Source organism: Streptomyces jeddahensis, assembly GCF_001642995.1.
In the GTDB taxonomy this organism is placed as follows: domain Bacteria; phylum Actinomycetota; class Actinomycetes; order Streptomycetales; family Streptomycetaceae; genus Streptomyces; species Streptomyces jeddahensis.
In genome coordinates, this window is record NZ_LOHS01000031.1 from 1 (window position 1) to 18,787 (window position 18,787).

Below are 18,787 nucleotides of genomic sequence, written 5' to 3' on the forward strand. Positions count from 1 at the left end.
TGGGGTTGTGCCCACCCGTTCCGCCCTGCGGAACGATTGCCCACAACGGTAGCGGTGCTGCTGCCCACAAACGGTCGCGGCGTGGCGCCCACAAAGGTCGACCCCACCGGCCCGCAGGCGCCATGCGGCCGAAGGGGACGTGGCGGGATGTGCGCCCGCAGCGGCTGGCGCAAAGTGTGGGCCAACCCGACGACGTACGGCCTGGCGCCAGACCGAGGACGTACATCCCGGCGCGGCCCCGACTCAGCCACCGGCAGGTGGTGGACCGGCCGACGACGGCCCGCAGACGCGCACACCCCTAGCCACCCACCGGCAGATGGCGCACCAGCCACCGCGCAGCGCCCCGCTCAGACATCCAGCCCCGGCACCACCGAAGGCGCCGGGCAGATCCGCCGCCCCTCCACGTCGAAGACATACAGGTGCGCGAGATCGACGAGCAGCGGAACCTGCGCTCCCCGCTGCAGCTGGACATCTGGACTGGTGCGTACGACCAGGTCACTCGCGCCGGCGGCGGGGCCACCGGCCCCCGACCTCTCCCAGACATAGGGCTCCGGCTCATCCACGGCCACCACCGGCCCCATCACTCGGTCCGATGCCGAACCGCCCGCCGCGCGGGAACCCGCAGGCTCCAGCCACCGGCTCAGCACCCCGGCCCCGGGCGCCCTGCGCCGCCGCCGCGGGACCGCCACCGGCCGGGGCGCCTCGAGGTCGGCCACCACGGCGGGCCGGGAGCCGGTGTTGAAGTGGACCAGCGCCTCATGGCCCTGGTACTCCATGTGCTCGACGAGCCCGCTGATCGGCACCTCACCGGGCCGCGCCTCGGCCGGCGTCGCGATCCGCACCGCCTCGGAGCGCAGCCCGACGACGATCCGCCGCCCCTGCTGGATGCGCAGCAACTGGTGGTCGGGGCTGAGCGGTTCGGGCAGGGGCAGCCGCTGCCGCCGCAGGTCGATCGACATACGGCCGTCGAGCGGGGCATGGACCGTGGCTTCGAGCAGATTGATGCGCGGGGTGCCGATGAACGCCGCCACGAAGATGTTCTCGGGGACGGCGTAGACGTCGCGCGGCGTGCTGACCTGCTGCAGCACACCGCCCCGCATGATCGCGACGCGGTCGCCGAGCGACATGGCTTCGGCCTGGTCGTGCGTCACGTAGACCGTGGTCACGCCCAACTCCCGTGTGAGGCGGGCGATTTCGGCTCGCAGGTGGTTGCGGAGCTTGGCGTCGAGGTTGGACAGCGGCTCGTCCATCAGAAAGCACGAGGGCCGTCGGCTGACGGCCCGTCCCATCGCGACCCGCTGCCGCTCGCCGCCGGAGAGCTGGCTGGGGTAGCGGTCGAGGATGTCCTCGATGCCCAGCATGCGCGCGGTCGCCTCGACACGCGCCCGGGGGTCGTCGCCGGAGTTCTCCATCCGGAGCGGGAAGCCGATGTTGTCACGGTTCGTCATGCTCGGGTACAGGGCGAAGTTCTGAAAGACCATGGCCATGTCGCGCTCGCCGGGCGCCAGATCGTCGACGGGCTCGCCGTCCAGCAGCAGTTCGCCGTCGGTGATGTCCTCGAGTCCGGCGATCATGCGCAGTACGGTCGACTTTCCGCAGCCCGACGGCCCGAGAAGGACCACGAACTCCCCCGGTGAGATGTCGAGCGTGAAACGGTCGACGGCCCGTACGTTCCGGCCGTACATCTTGGTGACGTTGCGAAGCGATATGGCGCGAGTCATGGGGTCCCGCCCAAGTGTTCGAGATGCGGCTGCGACGTAAGTGCTTGGATACCGCACGAGTGAACGTGCGGTGCCGGAACGTTAGCCGGTTACTCAGCGAGAGGGAACGACTCCGGCACGAGAACAGCCCGATTCACAGCCGCCGCCTGGGACAGAACGCGCACTACGTACAACCAGCGGCGTGGGCACGGCCCACCGCCCCCGAACAGCGGGACGCGTCGGGCCCGTTGGGCCTGTGCCCCTCGCGCAACGCTCACTGACCCGACACCCGGCCCCCGACTCACCCTCACTCCCTGCGGCTGACCGCCCCCGGCGCGTTCGCTGCCGAGCCCCGCCGTACGTCCCGCACATCGGCCCCACCCGGGCCCTGGCGGCGAAGCCCCAGCCCGGACGCCACCAGCAGCAGCACGCCGAGCATCACGAACGGCGCCGCCGTCCCCGCGACCCCGGCGACAAGACCGGCGGCCGCGGGCGCGGCGACCTGGCCGAGCCGGTTGCCGGTCAGCCGCAGGGCGAGCGCGGTGGAGCGGGCGTCCTCGGGAGCGGCCTGGACGACCGTGGTCATGGACAGCGGCTGCCCGACGCCGAGGCAGAAGCCGAGCACCGCGAGCATCACGGCAAGCGCCCAGACGGGGACGGGGAGGGCCAGCCCCGCGCAGACCAGGCCACCGACCAGGCAGGTCACGGCGAGCAGCGCGGCCCGTCCGAGCAGCCGCAGCATCGGGGGCAGCACCAGACGGCAGGCGATCGTCGCCGCGGCGCGCAGGCTGAGCAGCAGACCGATCACGGAGGGCGCGATGCCCCGGTGTTCGCCGACGACGGGCAGATACGCGGTGAGGATGTCGGTCGCCGACAGCACGGCGAGGCTGATGAAGATGCCTGCGGGCACACCCCGGGTGCGCAGGATGCGGTGCACGGGTACGCGCGGGCCCTCCGCCTTGCGCGAGCCCGGCGGCGTACGCCGCTCGATGCGCCACAGCGAGGTGAACGACACCGCGGCCACCACGGCCGCGACGATCAGCGCGAGTGCGCTGGTGTGCGCCATCGCGCCCGCCTGCCCGGAGACCGCGCCGCCCTGCCCGGCGGCGGCACCGCCCTGGCCGGACACCACGTACCCCGCGGCGATGGGCCCGACGAGCTGGCCGAGCGAGGCGCCGATCGTGAAGTGGCCGAAATTTCGGTCCTGTTCGGCGGGCGCGGACTGCCGGGCGACGATCGACTGGGCGCCGATGACGAAGCAGAGATGACCGAGGCCCATCACTCCGCTCCAGGCCGCCATGGCGAGCAGCGAGTCCGCGGTGCCGCTGAGCGCGCATCCGCCGGCGATCAGGGCGACGCCGACGGGCAGGAGGGGCGCGCAGCGGCCGTGGTCGGTCCTGCGCCCCAGCGGTACGGCGGCGAACAGCGGAAGGAGCGCGTACACACCGGCGATCACACCGATCGCCCGTTCGTCCGCGCCCAGCGCGAGGGCCCGGTAGGAGACGGCGGGCCGGGCCATCGACACCGCTCCCTGCGCGAAGGCGAAGGCGATGACGAGGCGGAGCAGCCAGCCGCGGTTCCCACCGGGCCTGCGTATATCGGTCTTGGGCATGGATCAGATGATGCCGAACAGGATTCCGGCGCCGAGCACCACCAGCGAGGTGAGCGCGGCCCACTTCACCACGAACCGGGTGTGGTCGCCGAACTCGACCTTGGCCATGCCGACCAGGACGTATACGGCCGGGACGAGCGGGCTCGACATGTGCAGCGGCTGGCCGACGAGCGAGGCCCGGGCGATCTCCAGCGGGCTGATGCCGTGGGCGGCGCCGGCCTCGGCGAGGACGGGCAGCACACCGAAGTAGAAGCCGTCGTTGGACATGAAGTAGGTGAGCGGCAGGCTCAGCAGACCGGTGACGAGGCCCATGTGCGGGCCCATCGCGTCCGGGATGACGCCGACCAGCCACTTGGCCATGTGGTCGACCATGCCGGTGCCCTGCAGGACGCCGGTGAAGACGGCGGCGGCGAAGACCATGCCGGAGACGTTGAGGACGTTGTCGGCGTGGGCGGCGATCCGGGCCTTCTGGTCCTTCACGTGCGGGAAGTTGACCGTGAGGGCGAGCGCGGCGCCGAGGATGAACAGCACCGGGATGGGCAGCCACTCCATGATCATGGCGGTGAGCAGCAGCACGGTCAGCGCGGCGTTGAACCAGTACAGCTTCGGGCGCAGCGTGGGCCGGTTCGGGTCCAGGCCCTTGAAGTCGTCGTCCGCGTCGTCCGGGGTCGCGTCGGCGTCGGTTCCGGAGCCGGAGCCGCCGGTGGCCTTGGCCGTACGCACCTTGTCGTCACCAGAGCCGCCGACGCCGGCACCGACGAGCACCGTCTCGGACTCCTGCTCCTTCTCCTCGACCAGCACCTCGTCGAGGGTGAGGACGCCGAGCCGCTTGCGCTCGCGCAGACCGAGGACGTACGAGAGCGCGAACACAAAGAGCAGGCCGACTCCGAGAGCCGGGATCATCGGGACGAAGATGTCGCCCGCGTCGAGCTTGAGGGCGGTGGCGGCGCGGGCGGTCGGGCCGCCCCAGGGCAGGGTGTTCATGACGCCGTTGGCGGTGGCGGCGACACCGGTCATCACGACCAGGCTCATCTTGAGGCGCTTGTACAGCGGGTACATGGCCGAGACGGTGATCATGAAGGTGGTCGAGCCGTCGCCGTCGAGCGAGACGATCGCCGCGAGAAGGGCCGTACCGACGACGATGCGCAGGGGGTCCGCTTTGCAGAAGCGGAGGATGCCCCGGACGATCGGGTCGAAGAGGCCGACGTCGATCATCAGGCCGAAGTAGACGATGGCGAACATCAGCATCGCGGCGGTGGGCGCGAGGTTGCCCACCCCTTCGATGACGTAGTCGCCGAGCTTCGCACCCTTTCCGACGAACACACAGAACAGTGCGGGGATCAGAACCAGCGCCGCTATCGGCGACATCTTCTTCATCATGATCAGGACCAGGAAGGTCGCGATCATGGCGAAGCCGAGAATGGTCAGCATCAGTGGACACCTAACGTTCGCCCTTGAACACCCCGCGGGGGCCGGGGGTGGCATGACGTTAGGTCGCGCAAGATGGGCTTAACAAGACGTTGACGTGCGAGCAATAAGCGCAAAACTCCAGGTCACGGCGTTGCTGTTACGCCAACGGGGATTCCGTTGAGCACGGCGTTGCCGGACAGCGGGTCCAGGAGGGTGCCGTCGAGCAGCTGGTTGACGTTGGCGCCGGGGTCGGTCGCGGCGGCGTGCAGGCGGGTGCCGGGACGGTCGTGGCCCCAGCCGTGCGGGAGGCTCACGACGCCGGGGCGCACCGCGTCCGTGATCTCCACGGGAGCGGTCACCTCTCCCCCGGCGCCCTTGACGCGCGCGTACGCACCGTCGGTGACGCCGAGGCGCGCCGCGTCGTCGGGATGGACGTGCAAGGTGCAGCGGTTGGAGCCGCCGGTCAGGGCCGGGATGTTGTGCAGCCAGCTGTTGTTGGAGCGCAGATGGCGGCGGCCGACGAGGACGAGACCCGCGGGACGCTCGGCGAGGCTCTTCTTCAGCCGGGGCAGGTCGTCGGCGATCGGCGCGGGCAGCAGCTCGATGCGGCCGCTGCGGGTCTTGAGCGGCCCCGGGAGGCGCGGCTGCAGCGGCCCGAGGTCGATGCCGTGCGGATGGTCGAGCAGCCGGTCGAGGGTGAGGCCGTCGGGGTCGGCGCCGAACCCGTCGCCGTACGGGCCGAGGCGCAGCATCATGTCCAGCCGCCGCTCGGGGCCGTTCTCGCCAGTGAGCTGTGCGGCCAGCTCCTTCGGGTCGCGGCCGTGGACCGGCGAGTGCGGGTCGGTGACGGCCTTGCCGAGGGTCCGGTCGACGACCATGGCGTCGACGGCGTCCGGTTCCGCGCCGTGCATGCCCGAGGCCGCGAGCACCAGCCGGGCGTGGATCTCGGTCTCGGCCATCCGGCCCGGTTCGAGCGGTACGGCGGCCCGGGTGTAGCGGACCTGGTTGTGGATGGCGAAGGCGTTGAAGGCGAAGTCGTGGTGCGGGCTCTGCGCGGGCCGGGGCGGCGGCAGCACCACGTGCGCGTGCCGCGATGTCTCGTTCAGATACGGGTCGACGCTGACCATGAAGTCGAGCGACTCCAGGGCCTTGTCCAGGCGGTCGCCGTCGGGCGCGGAGAGGACGGGGTTGGCGGCGATGGCGATGACGGCGCGGATCGGGCCCGCGTCCGTGGCACCGGAGCCGCGGCCCTCCGACTTTCCGGAACCGCCCGGCGTGTCGATCTCCTCGGCCAGCGCCGCCAGGGGCAGCTCGCTCTTGGCCTCGGGATATCCGCTCACCCGGCTGCGCCAGCGGCCCAGCGCGAAGCCCCTGCCGGGTCCGGCGGGACGCGGTGCCCGGTCGGTGGCGGCGAGCGGGAAGAGGGCGCCGCCGGGCCGGTCCAGGTTCCCGGTGAGGATGTTCAGGACGTCGACCAGCCAGCTGCCGAGGGTCCCGAAGGCGACGGTGCAGGTCCCCATGCGGCCGTAGACGGCGGCGGTCGGCGCTGCGGCCAGGTCGCGGGCCATGGCGCGGATGTCGTCGGCGGGCACGTCACAGGCGTCCGCGACGGCTTCGGGCGTGAACTCCCGTACCGCCTCACCGACTGCCTCGACCCCCTCCACATGACCGGCCAGCGCGCCGAGATCGGTCAGCCGCTCCTCGAAGAGGACGTGGACCATGGCCGCCAGCAGCAGCGCGTCGGTGCCGGGCCGGATGGCGACGTGCCGGTCGGCGAGCTTCGCGGTGCGCGTACGCCTCGGGTCGATCACCGTGAGCGTGCCGCCCCGCGCACGCAGCGCCTTGAGCCTGCCCGGGAAGTCGGGTGCGGTGCACAGGGACCCGTTGGACTCGAAGGGGTTCGCGCCGATGAGCAGCAGATGGTCGGTGCGGTCCAGATCGGGCACGGGTATCGCGAGCGCGTCGCCGTACAGCAGTCCGCTGGAGACGTGCTTGGGCATCTGGTCGACCGTGCTGGCCGTGAAGACGTTGCGGGTGCCGATCGCGCCGATCAGCACCGGCGGGTACAGGGCCCCGGCCATGGTGTGCACATTGGGGTTGCCGAGGACGATGCCGACACTGTTCGGCCCGTGCTTCTCGATCAGCGGCCGCAGCCCGACGGCGACGGCGTCGAACGCCTCCTCCCAGCTCGCCTCCTGAAGCCTGCCGTCCTTGCGTACGAGCGGCGTCCGCAGCCGGTCGGGGTCGCCGTCGACCGCCCCGAAGGAGGCGCCCTTGGGGCAGATGAACCCCCGGCTGAAGACGTCGTCCCTGTCACCGCGGGCCCTGGTCACCCGCTCGCCGTCGGGGGTCCCCTCGATGGTGAGGACGAGACCGCAGGTTGCTTCGCAGAGCGGGCAGATACGCAGGGCGGTGCGGGACATGAGTCCTCCCCGGGGCGGCGGCGGTGGCGCGCGGGATCGTCGGCACACGAGCGGCGGCCTGCGAGGACGCAGACGCCGCGAGCAGGGCGAGCATACCGACCGGTATGCCCGGAAGGCGATGCCCTGCCGGGAACAAATCCGGGAACGGACGGCGAACAGCGGCCACCAGGGGCGACAGGCAGGACCTGAGCAGGCTTCAGTCGAAGGTCCGCGCCAGATAGGCTCGCAGCAGCTCCCGCGTCTCCTCGATGACCCGTTCGTCCCCGCGTCCCGGCGGCCCCAGCCGGAAGGCCAGCTGGACCAGGGCGTCGGCCGACTCGACGGCCACCAGGAACGTACGGCGCAGGGCCTCGTCGTGCTCGCGCCCCAGATGGGCGGCGAGCAGGTCGGTGAGGCGGTCGGCGACACGGTGGTTGGGTTCGCCGCCCCGCGTGCCGACCGGGATCTGATTGCCGAAGTCGACGAGCGAGAAGCCGGGGGCGGTCCGTTTCATGGCGAGGTACTCGTCGAGTACGGCGTCCATGGCCGAGCGCCAGTCGCCGGCGGGGATCGCGGTCAGCCGCTCGGTGATCCGCTCCGCGTAGTGCTCCAGATTGCGCTGGGCCAGCGCGTCGGCCATGGCGCGCTTGTTGGAGAAGAAGCGGTAGACGGAGCCGATGGGCACGCCCGCGCGGTCCGCCACCGCGCGCGTGCTCAGATCGTCGTAGCCGACCTCGTCGAGGAGATCGGCGCAGGCGTCGAGGATCCGGGTCAGCCGCTCGGCACTGCGCCGCTGAACGGGTGCACGGCGAAGCGAGGTGGGATGAGGCACGGGCTTCATGATGCCTTTTCCGTACGGGTTTTCGTGCCCCTACGACGAACTCCGCCTGCCCGCCGACACACCTGCGACCGCCACGCCGACGGCTCTTGCGCAGCCCCTCACGCAATCCTATGGTCAAGCATAGAAATCAAGGGACCCTGACCGCGTACGCAGCAACCAAGCCCGCCGACCGCACCGGCGAGGGAGCCGAGGGAGCCACGATGAGCGGGGACGACGCCAGGAAGACCGCCGAGGGCCTGACCTATCTCCCGGGCTTCGGCAACGAGCACAGCTCGGAGGCCGTACCGGGAGCCCTGCCGCTCGGCCGCAACGCACCGCAGCGCGCACCGCTCGGGCTGTACGCGGAGCAGCTGAGCGGCACCGCGTTCACCGAGCCGCGGGCACACAACCGCCGCTCGTGGCTCTACCGGATCCGCCCGTCGGCCGCGCACCCCGCCTTCGTACGCATCAGCAACGGCACGATCCGCACGGCGCCCTTCACGGAGACGGCGCCCGACCCCAACCGGCTGCGCTGGGACCCGCTGCCCGAGCCCCCGGCCGGGACGGATTTCGTCGCGGGCCTGTGGACGCTCGGCGGCAACGGCGACGCGACGCAGCGCACGGGCATGGCCGTGCACCTGTATCACGCGAACTCCTCCATGCGCCGCCGGGTGTTCAGCGACGCGGACGGCGAGCTGCTGATCGTCCCGGAGCGCGGCGGGCTGCTGCTGCACACCGAGTTCGGCCTGCTGCATGCCGAGCCGGGCGAGGTGGCGCTGATCCCGCGCGGCGTCCGCTTCCGCGTGGAGCTGCTCGACACCGCAGGGCCGGACGGGCGGACACCACCCGCCCGCGGCTACGTCTGCGAGAACTACGGCTCCCCCTTCCGCCTCCCCGACCTGGGCCCGATCGGCGCCAACGGCCTCGCGAACCCACGGGACTTCCGCGCGCCGGTCGCCGCCTACGAGGACGTCGAGGGCCCGGTGGAGGTGGTGAACAAGTTCTGCGGGAACCTCTGGGAGGCGACGTACGACCACTCGCCGCTGGATGTCGTCGCCTGGCACGGCAACCATGTGCCGTACGTCTACGACCTGCGTCTGTTCAATGTGCTCGGCACCATCAGTTACGACCACCCGGACCCGTCGATCTTCACGGTCCTCACGTCGCCGTCGGACACCCCTGGCCTCGCCGGTGTCGACTTCGTGGTGTTCGCGCCGCGGTGGCTGGTGGGCGAGGACACGTTCCGGCCGCCGTACTTCCACCGCAACGTGATGAGCGAGTACATGGGCCTGATCGAGGGCGCGTACGACGCCAAGACCTCCGGACCCGGTGGCTTCGTGCCGGGCGGCGGCTCGCTGCACAACATGATGTCGGCGCACGGTCCCGACCGTGAGACCTTCGAGCGGGCGAGCGCGGCGGAGCTGAAGCCGCAGAAGATCGACGACGGTCTTGCGTTCATGTTCGAGACGCGCTGGCCGGTGACGCTCACCTCGCAGGCGGCGGAGGCGGAGCACCTGCAGCAGCGTTACGACGACGTGTGGCAGGGTCTGGAGCGCCATTACGCGGAGGGCGGCCCGCGCACCCTTTGAGTCGCCGGCGGAGGGTAGAGCTGAGTAGAGCCCTTGTAGAGCCCCTCTGAGAACCGATTGCGGAGACGCTGTGACCGCTTTTGCCCCGGACTCGATCGTCCTGAACCGCAAACTTCCGTTGTGGTATCAGGTGTCGCAGTCGCTCCGGGCATCGATACTGGGCCGGACAGAGGACGCCCCACTGCGGCTGCCCACCGAGGAGCAACTGGCCGGTCACTACGGCGTGAGCGTGCTGACCATGCGCCAGGCGCTCAAGGAGCTCGAGGACGAGGGTCTGATCAGCAGGCACCGGCGGCGCGGCACGTTCATAGAGCCGACCGCCCGGCGCGCCGCACCCGTACGGCTGCTGGGCTCCGTCGACGCGATCGTCGCCCAGCAGTCGGGCATGAGCACCCGGCTCATCGGCCACGGCACCGCGCCTGTGCCGCCCGACCTCGCGGAACACTTCCCGGACGGCCCGGACGTGATGACGTACCACCGGCTGCGCAGCGACGAGGGAACCGGCGAGCCCACCAACCACGCCCGCAACTACGTACGTCCCGACGTCGCCGAACGCATCGACCCCGCCGATCTTGTGCGCTGGCCGATGACGAAGGTCCTGCGCGACGTGGTGGGCGTGAGGATCAGCCGGATCACCGACACCGTCGAGGCCCACCTGGCGGACCCGGAGACCGCCCGGCTCCTCGAGGTGCCGCTGCTCAGCCCGATCCTGCACTACACGGGCATCAGCTACGACGAGCACGGCCGCGCCCTGGACGTGGCCCGCATCCACTACCGGGGCGACCGCTTCTCCTTCACGGTCACCCTCGACGCCGACTGACCACGACGTACGATGCCGAGCGTGACGCACGACGACGCTCCGCTGCTCGCGGACCTCATGCCGTGGTCCGTCGCACCGCTGCGGCTGGGCCGCGCCTGGCCCATGGCGCCGGACGCCCCGTCCCTGAAGGCCCGTTGGGACGCCTTCGTACGGGCGGAAGGAGCCACCCGTGAGGCGCTGCTGCAGCCTACGCGGGCCCGCACCCTGGGCACCGCCGTGGCCCAGCTGCCCGGACACCCCGGCGGCACCGGGCGACTGGCCCGTGAGGAAGGCCCCTGCCCAGAGCCGGTACGCGTCCTGCACGGGCCGTTCGACGAGCAGTGGCTCATACCGGACCACCGGCTGATCGACGCGGCGCGCCCCGAGCTGTGGCGGGTCGCCGACGAGCACCAGCTCTTCGCCATCGAACAGGGCCATGTCCCGGACACGTCCGGTCCGGCCCTGCTGGCCACGGCCCTGCTGCCCGACGGCCGCTCCCCCGCGGGCCGCCCCGGCCGCATCCGCCCGCTGTACCGCCGCCCCGGGGGCCTCGAACCGAACCTCGCGCCGGGCCTGCTCGACCACCTGGCCCGCCGCCTCGGCGAGCGGCCGGAACCGGTCGACGTCCTCGCCTGGACACTCGCCGTCGCGCAACCCGGAGCCTCGGGATGCCGGGTGCCGCTGACCGCCGACCCAGAAGTCTGGGCGCACGGTACCGGCCTCGGGCACCGCATGCTGTGGCTGATGCTGCGCGGCGGCATCAAGGACGGCCGCGTCGCACCCGGCAGCGGCGAGCGGCCCAAACTCCCCGGCGGCCGCCGCCCCTACGTCCGCGCCCCGCTCCCCGCCCGGCCCGCCGAACTGCTCTACGACCGCGACGAGGAGACCCTGCACCTCGGCGAGGGCCGCATCGCACCCGTCCCGGCCGAGGCCTGGGACTTCCACGTCAGCGGAGCCCGCGTACTGGAACTGTGGTTCAGCCGGAGGAGCGGACAGCCGGAGCCGGGCACGCTGGAGGCGATCCGCCCCACCGCATGGCCCCAGACCTGGACCTCGGAGCTCCTCGAACTCATCACGGTCCTCGCGCTCCTCGCCGAACTCGGGGCTCAGCAGGCCGCATTGGCGGACGCACTGGATCCGGCGATCACGGCGGCCGAACTCCATCGGTCCGGAGTCCTCCCCGTGCCGGACGCGGCCCGCCGACCCGCGTCCGTACTGGACCATCTCGAGGAGGGCCCGGAGGGGCAGTTCGCGCTGCTCTGATCACTCCTGGCCGCTCACGGCCGCCGTGCGCCCGGCGTCCGCGAGCGGCCCGTCGTGCGGCTACTTCTGGGGGGCGAGGTCCGGCCCGAGTGAGGCGAACTTCTCCTGGGACACGACCCTCTTGGGCGGCCAGGTGATGTTCTCCGGGGGCCAGGACTGGCCGGTCTTGCGCAGGAACCACTCCGGCGGCTCGTACATCGGCGGCTCGTAGCCGTCGGGCAGGGCCGTCTTCCAGTCGACGCCCTTCGTGCGCTCCGCGAACTCGTCCTTGATCGCCTTCAGCCGCTCCGGCTGGGTGATGAGGTCGACGGCGGTGGCGGCCAGATACTTGGCGGCGGCGAGTACGGCTGCCTGGCCGGGGGCCGCGGCCGCGCACGCGGCGGTGGACCACGTGTGCATCTTGGTGCCGATGGGGGCGAGGGCGGCGCCCATCGACACGGTCGGCACGTTCCAGCTGATGTCGGCGACATCCGTCGAACCGCCGCCCATGAAGACGGGGTTGGGCGCGGTCAGATCGGCGATCGTGTCGTGCAGGCCCTTGGTCGGCAGGCCCAGCGACTCCTGCAGCTCCTTGGCCAGGTGATGCGCCTCGTCGCTGAACTCCGGCGGTCCGATCTGCCGCATGTTCTCGTGCAGCAGTTCCGCGAAGGACTTGGACGGCAACTGGTTCCAGCAGGCGGAGGTGATGCGGTGCTGCACCGTGGTCTGGCTGGCCTTGGCCGCGGCCTCGGAGACGGCGATCACCTTGTCGAGGAGCACCTGGACGCGGGCCGGGCTGCCTTCGCGTACGTAGTACGAGATCTCGGCTATCTCGGGGGTGACGTTCGGTATGTCCCCGCCGTTGTTGATCACCCAGTGCAGGCGGCCCGAGGGAGCGAGGTTCTCCTCGCGGAGGAACTCGGACATGGTCGCCATCATCACGGCGGCGTCCAGCGCGCTCTTGTTGCCGAGCGGGGTGCCGCCGTGGCCGGCCACGCCGAGGAAGGTGAAGGTCACGGCGGTCATGGCGGTGCTGGTGCCCCAGCCGGTCGCGTTGGCCGTCGACGGGTGCCAGTCGAGGAAGGCGTCGAGCCCGTCGTACACGCCCTTGCTGACCGCGTACGTCTTGCCGATCAGCGCCTCCTCGGCGGTGGAGCCGAAGAACTTCACGGTCACGGGCAGCTTGTGCTTCGCCGCGGCCTGCGCGACCGCGGCGGCTGCGGCGGCTGCCGCCGTGCCCAGTGCGCTGTGGCCGCAGCCGTGCCCGGGGCCGTAGCCCGGCGCGAAGGGGTCGTGGATGTACTCGCGCGGATCGTGGTGTCCGACGCCCTTGTTCTGCGAAAGGCCGGGCAGCGCGTCGTACTCGCCGCTGAACCCGAGGACCGGGCCGCCCTTGCCGTACGCGTACGTGGCGGAGAAGGCGGTCGGGAAGCCCGCCGTGCCGAACTCGACCTCGAATCCGGCCTTTTCCAGGAATTCGGCCTCGGCGATCGAGGACTTCCACTCGCGGAGGCTGAGCTCGGCGTACTCCCAGATCTCGGCGTTCAGGCCGGTGATGCGGTCGCTGTTGGCCTTGATCCAGGCGAGGGCGGCGGACTTGGCGGGGCTGTCCTCGGCGAGGCCTTCCGGGGCTTGGTACTCGGCTGTTTCCGCCTGGCTGCTGTCGTCCGCTGCTGCGGCCATCACCGGATCGGCCTCGGCGGCCATCACGGCCGTGGTCACTCCGGCCGCGCCGAGCAGCTGCATGATGCGGCGCCGGCTGAGGGCCGGGCCGCCCGCGGGCTGGGACTCGTGCTCGTGCTGATCGTGCAGGTCACACACGCGCGCCTCCGGGCGAGGTAAGTGTAATGGCCAAATGATCAGCCACCCTGGCCTCACCACGTTGCTGCGTCAACAGCGCCGCATGACAAAGGTGTTACACGGGGGACGAATCGGGGACATGTCCCGGACGGTCACGGCACTGGGGAAGGTGCCGCGTGAAAGCGCGTGCTGAAAGCCCGTGCGCGCGGGCGAACACACCGGAAGCGCTGCCGCATGCCGTGGGGATGACGGACGCGGAGATCGCAGCGGGGCGCGGAGGGTGTGTTCGCCTGAGCGCGGAACGTATCTGCGGCCGGAAACGCCGACGACGTGCCGTCAGTGGCCGCCGAACAGCGAACGCCGCAGGCGCCGCAGAGGTGCGAAGAGCGAGAGACGCCTGACGCGCGCCCCCCTGCCGCTGCGGTCGTGCGCCACATCCCGTGTCGTTATCTCACGCATCAGCGACGTCGCCTCGGCCGCCTCGCGCTGCGGGACGGCGGGGCCGCCCAGCACCGAGAGATGGCGGTCCAGGCGCGCGCTGGTAGCGCTACTCCCGCACGTGATCGCAGGGACACGCGCCCTGCTGCGCACTGTTATCTGATCCATGACACTCCCCACGCGTCAACCCACCCATACGGCGGGCACCCGGCCCGGGCAGGGTAACCCTATCGCCCCGTCAGGACACCCGTGTATCCCGGTCATCGGATTCACTTCCCTCTTAAGGAGGTTGGAACTCACTCTCCGAATCCAACTGATTTCAGGGCGAGTTGGACAAGCGGTGCGCTGGTGGGCTGGGGAGATCCGCCCGCAGGCTCCGTCGTGACGGCGAGTGAGGTCGCCGATGTGTTCAAGCCTCCGACGACCTTCGGCGTGTCGCCGTCGAGCACGCCCAAGGACCGGGGCGTACCGGACTTCCCGACGGCCCACAGCTGGTGGACCCGGTCGCCCGGCGGAGCGCCGAGGCCCGTGACCGTCACCACCGCCCGGTGCAGGGACGCGGAGGCGACGACGTTGATGCCGCGGCCTTGCGCGTCCTGCTGCCCGGTGGAGCGCGCGTCGGGCGCCGACAGGACGCGGGCGATCTCATGCGCGGCGGCCCGTTCCTGGTCGAGGCGGTCCTGGGCGCGGTCGAGTTGGACGCCGAACAAGGCGGCCACGACGAGGGCCGCGGCGGCGGTGGCGGTCGCGAAGGGGACGAACAGCGCACGCGCGCGTGAAGGATGTGCAGAGCCGCGCGCGCGTGACTGCTGCCATGCCGCCTCCGCCCGGGGCGTCTCCTGCGGTGTCGTGCGTACGGCGGTCAGCACCCTCTCCCGCAGGGCGGGCGGTGCCGGGGCCGCGGCCGACCAGGCCAGGCGCACCGCGTCCTCCCTCAGCGCACGCACCTCTCCCGCGCACCGCTCGCAGCGCCCCAGATGCCTCTCGAAGCGGCGCCGCTCCCGGCCGTCCAGCGCATCGAGCGCGTAGGGGGCGGCGAGCGAGTGCAGGTCGCGCCTCATATCGCGCGTCCGAGGCATTCGCGCAGCCGCGTCAGTCCGTCGCGCATCCGCGTCTTGACGGTGCCGAGCGGTACGGAGAGCCGCTGGGCGACCTCGCGGTACGTGTAGCCCTCGTAGTAGGCCAGGGTGACGGACTGGCGCTGCAGCTGTGTGAGTCCGTCGAGGCAGCGGCGTACCCAGTCGCGCTCGAGGCCGGCCTCCACCGCCTCCGCGACCTGGTCGAAGGCGGGCCCGTAGGCGCGCCGGCCGACGCGTTGGTCCCGCTCGCTCGCGGCGCGGGCGCTGCGGACCCGGTCGACGGCCCTGCGGTGGGCGAGGGTGAGAATCCAGGCGAGGGCGCTGCCGCGCTCGGGGTCGAACCGCGCGGCGGAGCGCCACAGTTCGAGCAGCACCTCCTGGGCCACCTCCTCGGACTGGGCGGGATCGCGCACCACCCTCCGCACGAGCCCGTAGACGGGTCCCGACACCGCGCCGTACAGCTCCTCGAAGGCCGTCTGGTCGCCGTGGGCCACCAGCACGAGCAACTCCTCCGGTTCCACTCGTTCCCCCTCTCCGGCCGCCCACCACGGCCTCCCCGGCCGCCCGGACGTCGAGCCCGACGTACCGCCTGTCATTCGGAGCCCGACGGCATCCGGATGGGAGTACGGACGGGCGGCCCGAAAACGCGGGCCGAAGTCCGACCAATCCGCCCCGGCCGCCGCTCCGAATGGCGTGCATCAGGCATCGGACGCGGCACGTGCCGGCGGGGCCCTCGCCAGGAGGGCACCGCGGGGGACACCGCTTGGGACGTGAGGACGGACGGCATGACAGCAATCACCAGGACCGGCCTGGGACGCAGGAGTCTTGCGGCCCTCGTCTGCGGTGCGCTGGCCGCCGGGGGGCTCGGGGCCGCCGGCGTGACCGCGCTCGAACCGGGGGCGGCCCACGCCTCCAGCCACCGGGAGGCCCCGCTGATCTCGGGGCAGCCGCAGTACGACAACACGGACCTGTACGCGTTCGTCAGCCCCGACCGCCCCGACACGACGACCATCGTGGCCAACTGGATCCCCTTCGAGGAGCCGGCGGGCGGACCGAACTTCTACCAGTTCGCGGAGGACGCCCGGTACGACGTCCACATCGACAGCGACGGGGACGCGCAGGGCGATCTGCTGTACCGGTGGACGTTCAGGACCCATGTGAAGAACGGCAACACCTTCCTGTACAACACCGGCCCCGTCGAGAGCCTGGACGACCCTGATCTCAACGTCACGCAGACGTACGACATCGACGTGCTGCAGCTGCGCCACCAGAAGCTCGTCTCGAAGACGAAGCTCGCCGACGACGTGCCGGTCGCGCCGTCCAACGTCGGCAAGGCGTCGATGCCCGACTACCAGAGGCTGCGCGACCAGGCCGTGCGGGAACTCACCGGCGGCGCCAAGGCGTTCGCGGGCCAGGCCGACGACCCGTTCTTCCTCGATCTGCGGGTCTTCGACCTGCTCTACGGCGGCGATCTGTCGGAGGTCGGCAGGGACACGCTGAAGGGCTACAACGTCAACACCGTGGCCCTGCAGCTGCCGAGCACGTGGATACGGCAGTCGGACGAGCAGCCGGTGGTCGGCATCTGGGCCACGACGCAGCGCAAGAACGCCCAAGGGCACTGGACGCAGGTGTCGCGGCTGGGCATGCCGCTGGTCAACGAGGTCGTCGTTCCGCAGAAGGCCAAGGACAGGTTCAACGCGTCATCGCCGTGGACCGACGGCCAGTTCCTGCCCTTCGTGACCAAGCCCGAGCTGCCGAAGCTCATCGAGGCCATCTACAAGATCAAGGCTCCGGCCGAGCCGCGGAACGATCTCGTCGACGTCTTCCTGAAGGGCGTACAGGGCCTCAACCAGCCGCCGAACGTCCGCCCGGCCGAGGCGCTGCGCCTCAACACCTCGATCCAGCCCACCGCCCAGCCCAAGCGGCTCGGGGTGCTCGACGGCGACAACGCGGGCTTCCCCAACGGGCGCCGGCTCACCGACGACGTGATCGACATCTCGCTGCAGGTCGTGGAGGGCGAACTGGTCGGGCAGAAGAACGATCTGGGCGACGCGGTCGACGCGAACGACAAGAAGTTCGGATCGTCCTTCCCGTACGTGGCCAACCCGACCGCGGGCTCACGGGGCAAGACGGCCGAGCCCGCCGGCGGTGACGACGTGCGCACACAGCTGGGCGCCGGACCCGCGGGCACGTCCGGCCTGTCCGACGACGCGCTGCTCGTGGCCTCGGCGGCGTCGGCCGGGACGGGGTTCCTGCTGATCGGTACCGGCCTGCTGTGGTGGCGCAGGCGGCAGCGGATCCGCGGCTACTGACGCCCCCCATGTGCAGGCGCGGCCCGCGCTTTCCGTTCCCACGCCCCGCGGGCCGCGCCGCTCCACCCGCCGACCGACGACCGACGACCGACGTACCGACGTACCGACGTACCGACGTACCGACGTACCGACGTACCGACGACCAGCCGACCGCATACGGACGAAGGAGGGGGCATGTCCATGCCCAGTACGCCCCATGAAGGGGAAGCCGAACGCGCCGGTGCGGCCCGGCGGCGAGCGGGACGCCTGGCGCTCTGTGCCGCCGCCCTGGCCGTCGCGCTCACCGCGGGCGCCGTCGTCCTGGGCACCGGGCCCGACGACGCGGCCACGACGGCGTCCGTGCCCGCGACGGCACCGCAGCTGCTCGCGAGCGGCGATCTGGCGGCCCAGATCTCCGCGCTGCAGTCCCATCTGCGCGCTCAGCCCAAGGACTTCACGTCCTGGGCCACACTCGGCGTCGCGTACGTGGAACAGGCGCGGACCCAGGGCGACCCGTCCCGCTATCCGCAGGCGGAGCGGGCCCTGCACCGCTCACTGTCCCTGCGGCCCGGCAACGACCCAGGGCTCGCCGGCCGCGCCGCGCTGGCCGCCGCCCGGCACGACTTCCGCGCCGCGCTGCGCCACGCCGAGCGGGCACTCGCCGAGAACCCGTACAACGAGCGCGCGCTGTCCTCCCGTATCGACGCTCTCGTCGAACTCGGCCGCTACGACAAGGCTTTGCGCGCCGCGGAAGAGGCAGACGCACGGCGGCCGGGCATCCCGGTTTTCACCCGGTACGCGTACGTGCAGGAACTGCGCGGTGACGTACGGGCGGCACGGCGCGTCCTTCAGCGGGCGCTCGCCTCGGCGACGGCCCCCGGTGACGTGGCGTACGTCGCGACAGCACTGGGCCGGCTCGCCTGGCAGCAGGGCGAGTACGGAACCGCGCTGAAGCACTTCGCGCGGGCTCTGGGCGCCGACCCGGCGTACGTTCCCGCGCTGGAGGGACGCGCGCGTGCGCACGCGGCGCGGGGCGAGACGGCTCAGGCGATCCGGGGCCTGGAGACGGTCGTGGCCCGGTATCCGCTGCCCGGCCCACTCGTGGAGCTGGGGGAGCTGTACGAGGCCGAGGGCGAGAAGGACACGGCACGCGAGCAGTACCACCTGATCGGCGCCTGGACGCGCCTCGCCCGCGCCAACGGCGTCAACGCGGACCTGGACACCGCGCTTGCGGCGGCCGACCACGGCGACCGGAGGGCAGCGCTGCGTGCGGCCCGCGCCGAGTGGTCGCGCCGCCACACGGTCCATACGGCCGACGCCATCGCGTGGGCCCTGCACGTCAACGGCCGTGACGAGGAGGCCCTTCCGTACGCCCGCCGGGCGGCGGCCACCGGCTTCCGCGACGCGACGTTCCTGTACCACCGGGGCATGATCGAACACGCCACGGGCGACGTGGCGGCGGCCCGGCGGTCACTCGAGTCCGCCCTGCGACTCAACCCCGGCTTCTCGCCGGTGGGTTCACGCGTGGCGCGCCGGACGCTGGCTGACCTCGGGGGTGCGCGGTGAACGCAGGGCGTCACCAGACAGACCGCCGGTATGCGGGCA

The 18,787-nt window shown here is 71.6% G+C and carries 14 protein-coding genes; 5 read left to right on the forward strand and 9 right to left on the reverse strand.

Annotated elements, in window-relative coordinates; translation table 11 throughout:
* Window positions 1-347: 347 nt before the first annotated feature.
* The 5 genes from STSP_RS03515 to STSP_RS03535 all read right to left on the reverse strand — a co-directional run bounded on the left by STSP_RS03515 (window position 348) and on the right by STSP_RS03535 (window position 7,965).
* Entirely contained in the window at window positions 348-1,721 is a 1,374-nt protein-coding gene (locus STSP_RS03515) for an ABC transporter ATP-binding protein (RefSeq protein ID WP_067271851.1), read from the reverse strand.
* Between the two features lie 286 nt (window positions 1,722-2,007).
* Entirely contained in the window at window positions 2,008-3,312 is a 1,305-nt protein-coding gene (locus STSP_RS03520) for an MFS transporter (RefSeq protein ID WP_067271861.1), read from the reverse strand.
* Between the two features lie 3 nt (window positions 3,313-3,315).
* The gene (locus tag STSP_RS03525; protein WP_067271863.1) at window positions 3,316-4,743 is read right to left on the reverse strand and encodes a CitMHS family transporter; all 1,428 of its coding nucleotides are present in this window, start codon (window positions 4,741-4,743) and stop codon (window positions 3,316-3,318) included.
* Window positions 4,744-4,865: 122 nt separating this feature from the next.
* Entirely contained in the window at window positions 4,866-7,145 is a 2,280-nt protein-coding gene (locus STSP_RS03530) for a molybdopterin oxidoreductase family protein (RefSeq protein ID WP_067271865.1), read from the reverse strand.
* Window positions 7,146-7,341: 196 nt separating this feature from the next.
* On the reverse strand, window positions 7,342-7,965 hold the full coding sequence (locus STSP_RS03535) for a TetR/AcrR family transcriptional regulator (RefSeq protein ID WP_067271868.1): 624 nt from the start codon (window positions 7,963-7,965) through the stop codon (window positions 7,342-7,344).
* A 200-nt stretch (window positions 7,966-8,165) separates the two neighbouring features.
* Here STSP_RS03535 and hmgA point away from each other — a divergent pair, with 200 nt between their 5' ends.
* From hmgA to STSP_RS03550, 3 genes are all read left to right on the forward strand, one after another.
* Window positions 8,166-9,533, forward strand: coding sequence for a homogentisate 1,2-dioxygenase (gene hmgA, locus STSP_RS03540; RefSeq protein WP_067271869.1), 1,368 nt, complete (start codon window positions 8,166-8,168; stop codon window positions 9,531-9,533).
* Window positions 9,534-9,603: 70 nt separating this feature from the next.
* Window positions 9,604-10,353: a GntR family transcriptional regulator gene (locus STSP_RS03545; protein WP_067271873.1), complete on the forward strand. Its 750-nt coding sequence runs from the start codon at window positions 9,604-9,606 to the stop codon at window positions 10,351-10,353.
* Between the two features lie 12 nt (window positions 10,354-10,365).
* On the forward strand, window positions 10,366-11,595 hold the full coding sequence (locus STSP_RS03550; RefSeq protein ID WP_198547249.1) for a type ISP restriction/modification enzyme: 1,230 nt from the start codon (window positions 10,366-10,368) through the stop codon (window positions 11,593-11,595).
* Between the two features lie 60 nt (window positions 11,596-11,655).
* On the opposite strand, the gene STSP_RS03555 is transcribed toward STSP_RS03550, so the two are convergent.
* The 4 genes from STSP_RS03555 to STSP_RS03570 form a co-directional block, all read right to left on the reverse strand.
* Window positions 11,656-13,395, reverse strand: a complete 1,740-nt coding sequence (locus STSP_RS03555; protein WP_067271875.1) for an amidohydrolase — start codon at window positions 13,393-13,395, stop codon at window positions 11,656-11,658.
* Between the two features lie 315 nt (window positions 13,396-13,710).
* Window positions 13,711-13,980 carry a hypothetical protein gene (locus tag STSP_RS03560; RefSeq protein ID WP_067271877.1) on the reverse strand — a complete coding sequence of 90 codons (270 nt, stop codon included), beginning with the start codon at window positions 13,978-13,980 and terminating at the stop codon, window positions 13,711-13,713.
* Between the two features lie 128 nt (window positions 13,981-14,108).
* On the reverse strand, window positions 14,109-14,873 hold the full coding sequence (locus STSP_RS03565) for an anti-sigma factor (protein WP_232789512.1): 765 nt from the start codon (window positions 14,871-14,873) through the stop codon (window positions 14,109-14,111).
* Entirely contained in the window at window positions 14,870-15,412 is a 543-nt protein-coding gene (locus STSP_RS03570; protein ID WP_067271882.1) for a sigma-70 family RNA polymerase sigma factor, read from the reverse strand. Before STSP_RS03570 ends, STSP_RS03565 begins: the two co-directional genes overlap by 4 nt.
* A 264-nt stretch (window positions 15,413-15,676) precedes the next feature.
* On the opposite strand from STSP_RS03570, the gene STSP_RS03575 reads away from it, so the two are divergent.
* Window positions 15,677-17,203: a DUF4331 domain-containing protein gene (locus STSP_RS03575; RefSeq protein WP_067271885.1), complete on the forward strand. Its 1,527-nt coding sequence runs from the start codon at window positions 15,677-15,679 to the stop codon at window positions 17,201-17,203.
* Between the two features lie 174 nt (window positions 17,204-17,377).
* The gene (locus STSP_RS03580) at window positions 17,378-18,748 is read left to right on the forward strand and encodes a tetratricopeptide repeat protein (protein ID WP_078066863.1); all 1,371 of its coding nucleotides are present in this window, start codon (window positions 17,378-17,380) and stop codon (window positions 18,746-18,748) included.
* Window positions 18,749-18,787 lie beyond the last annotated feature (39 nt).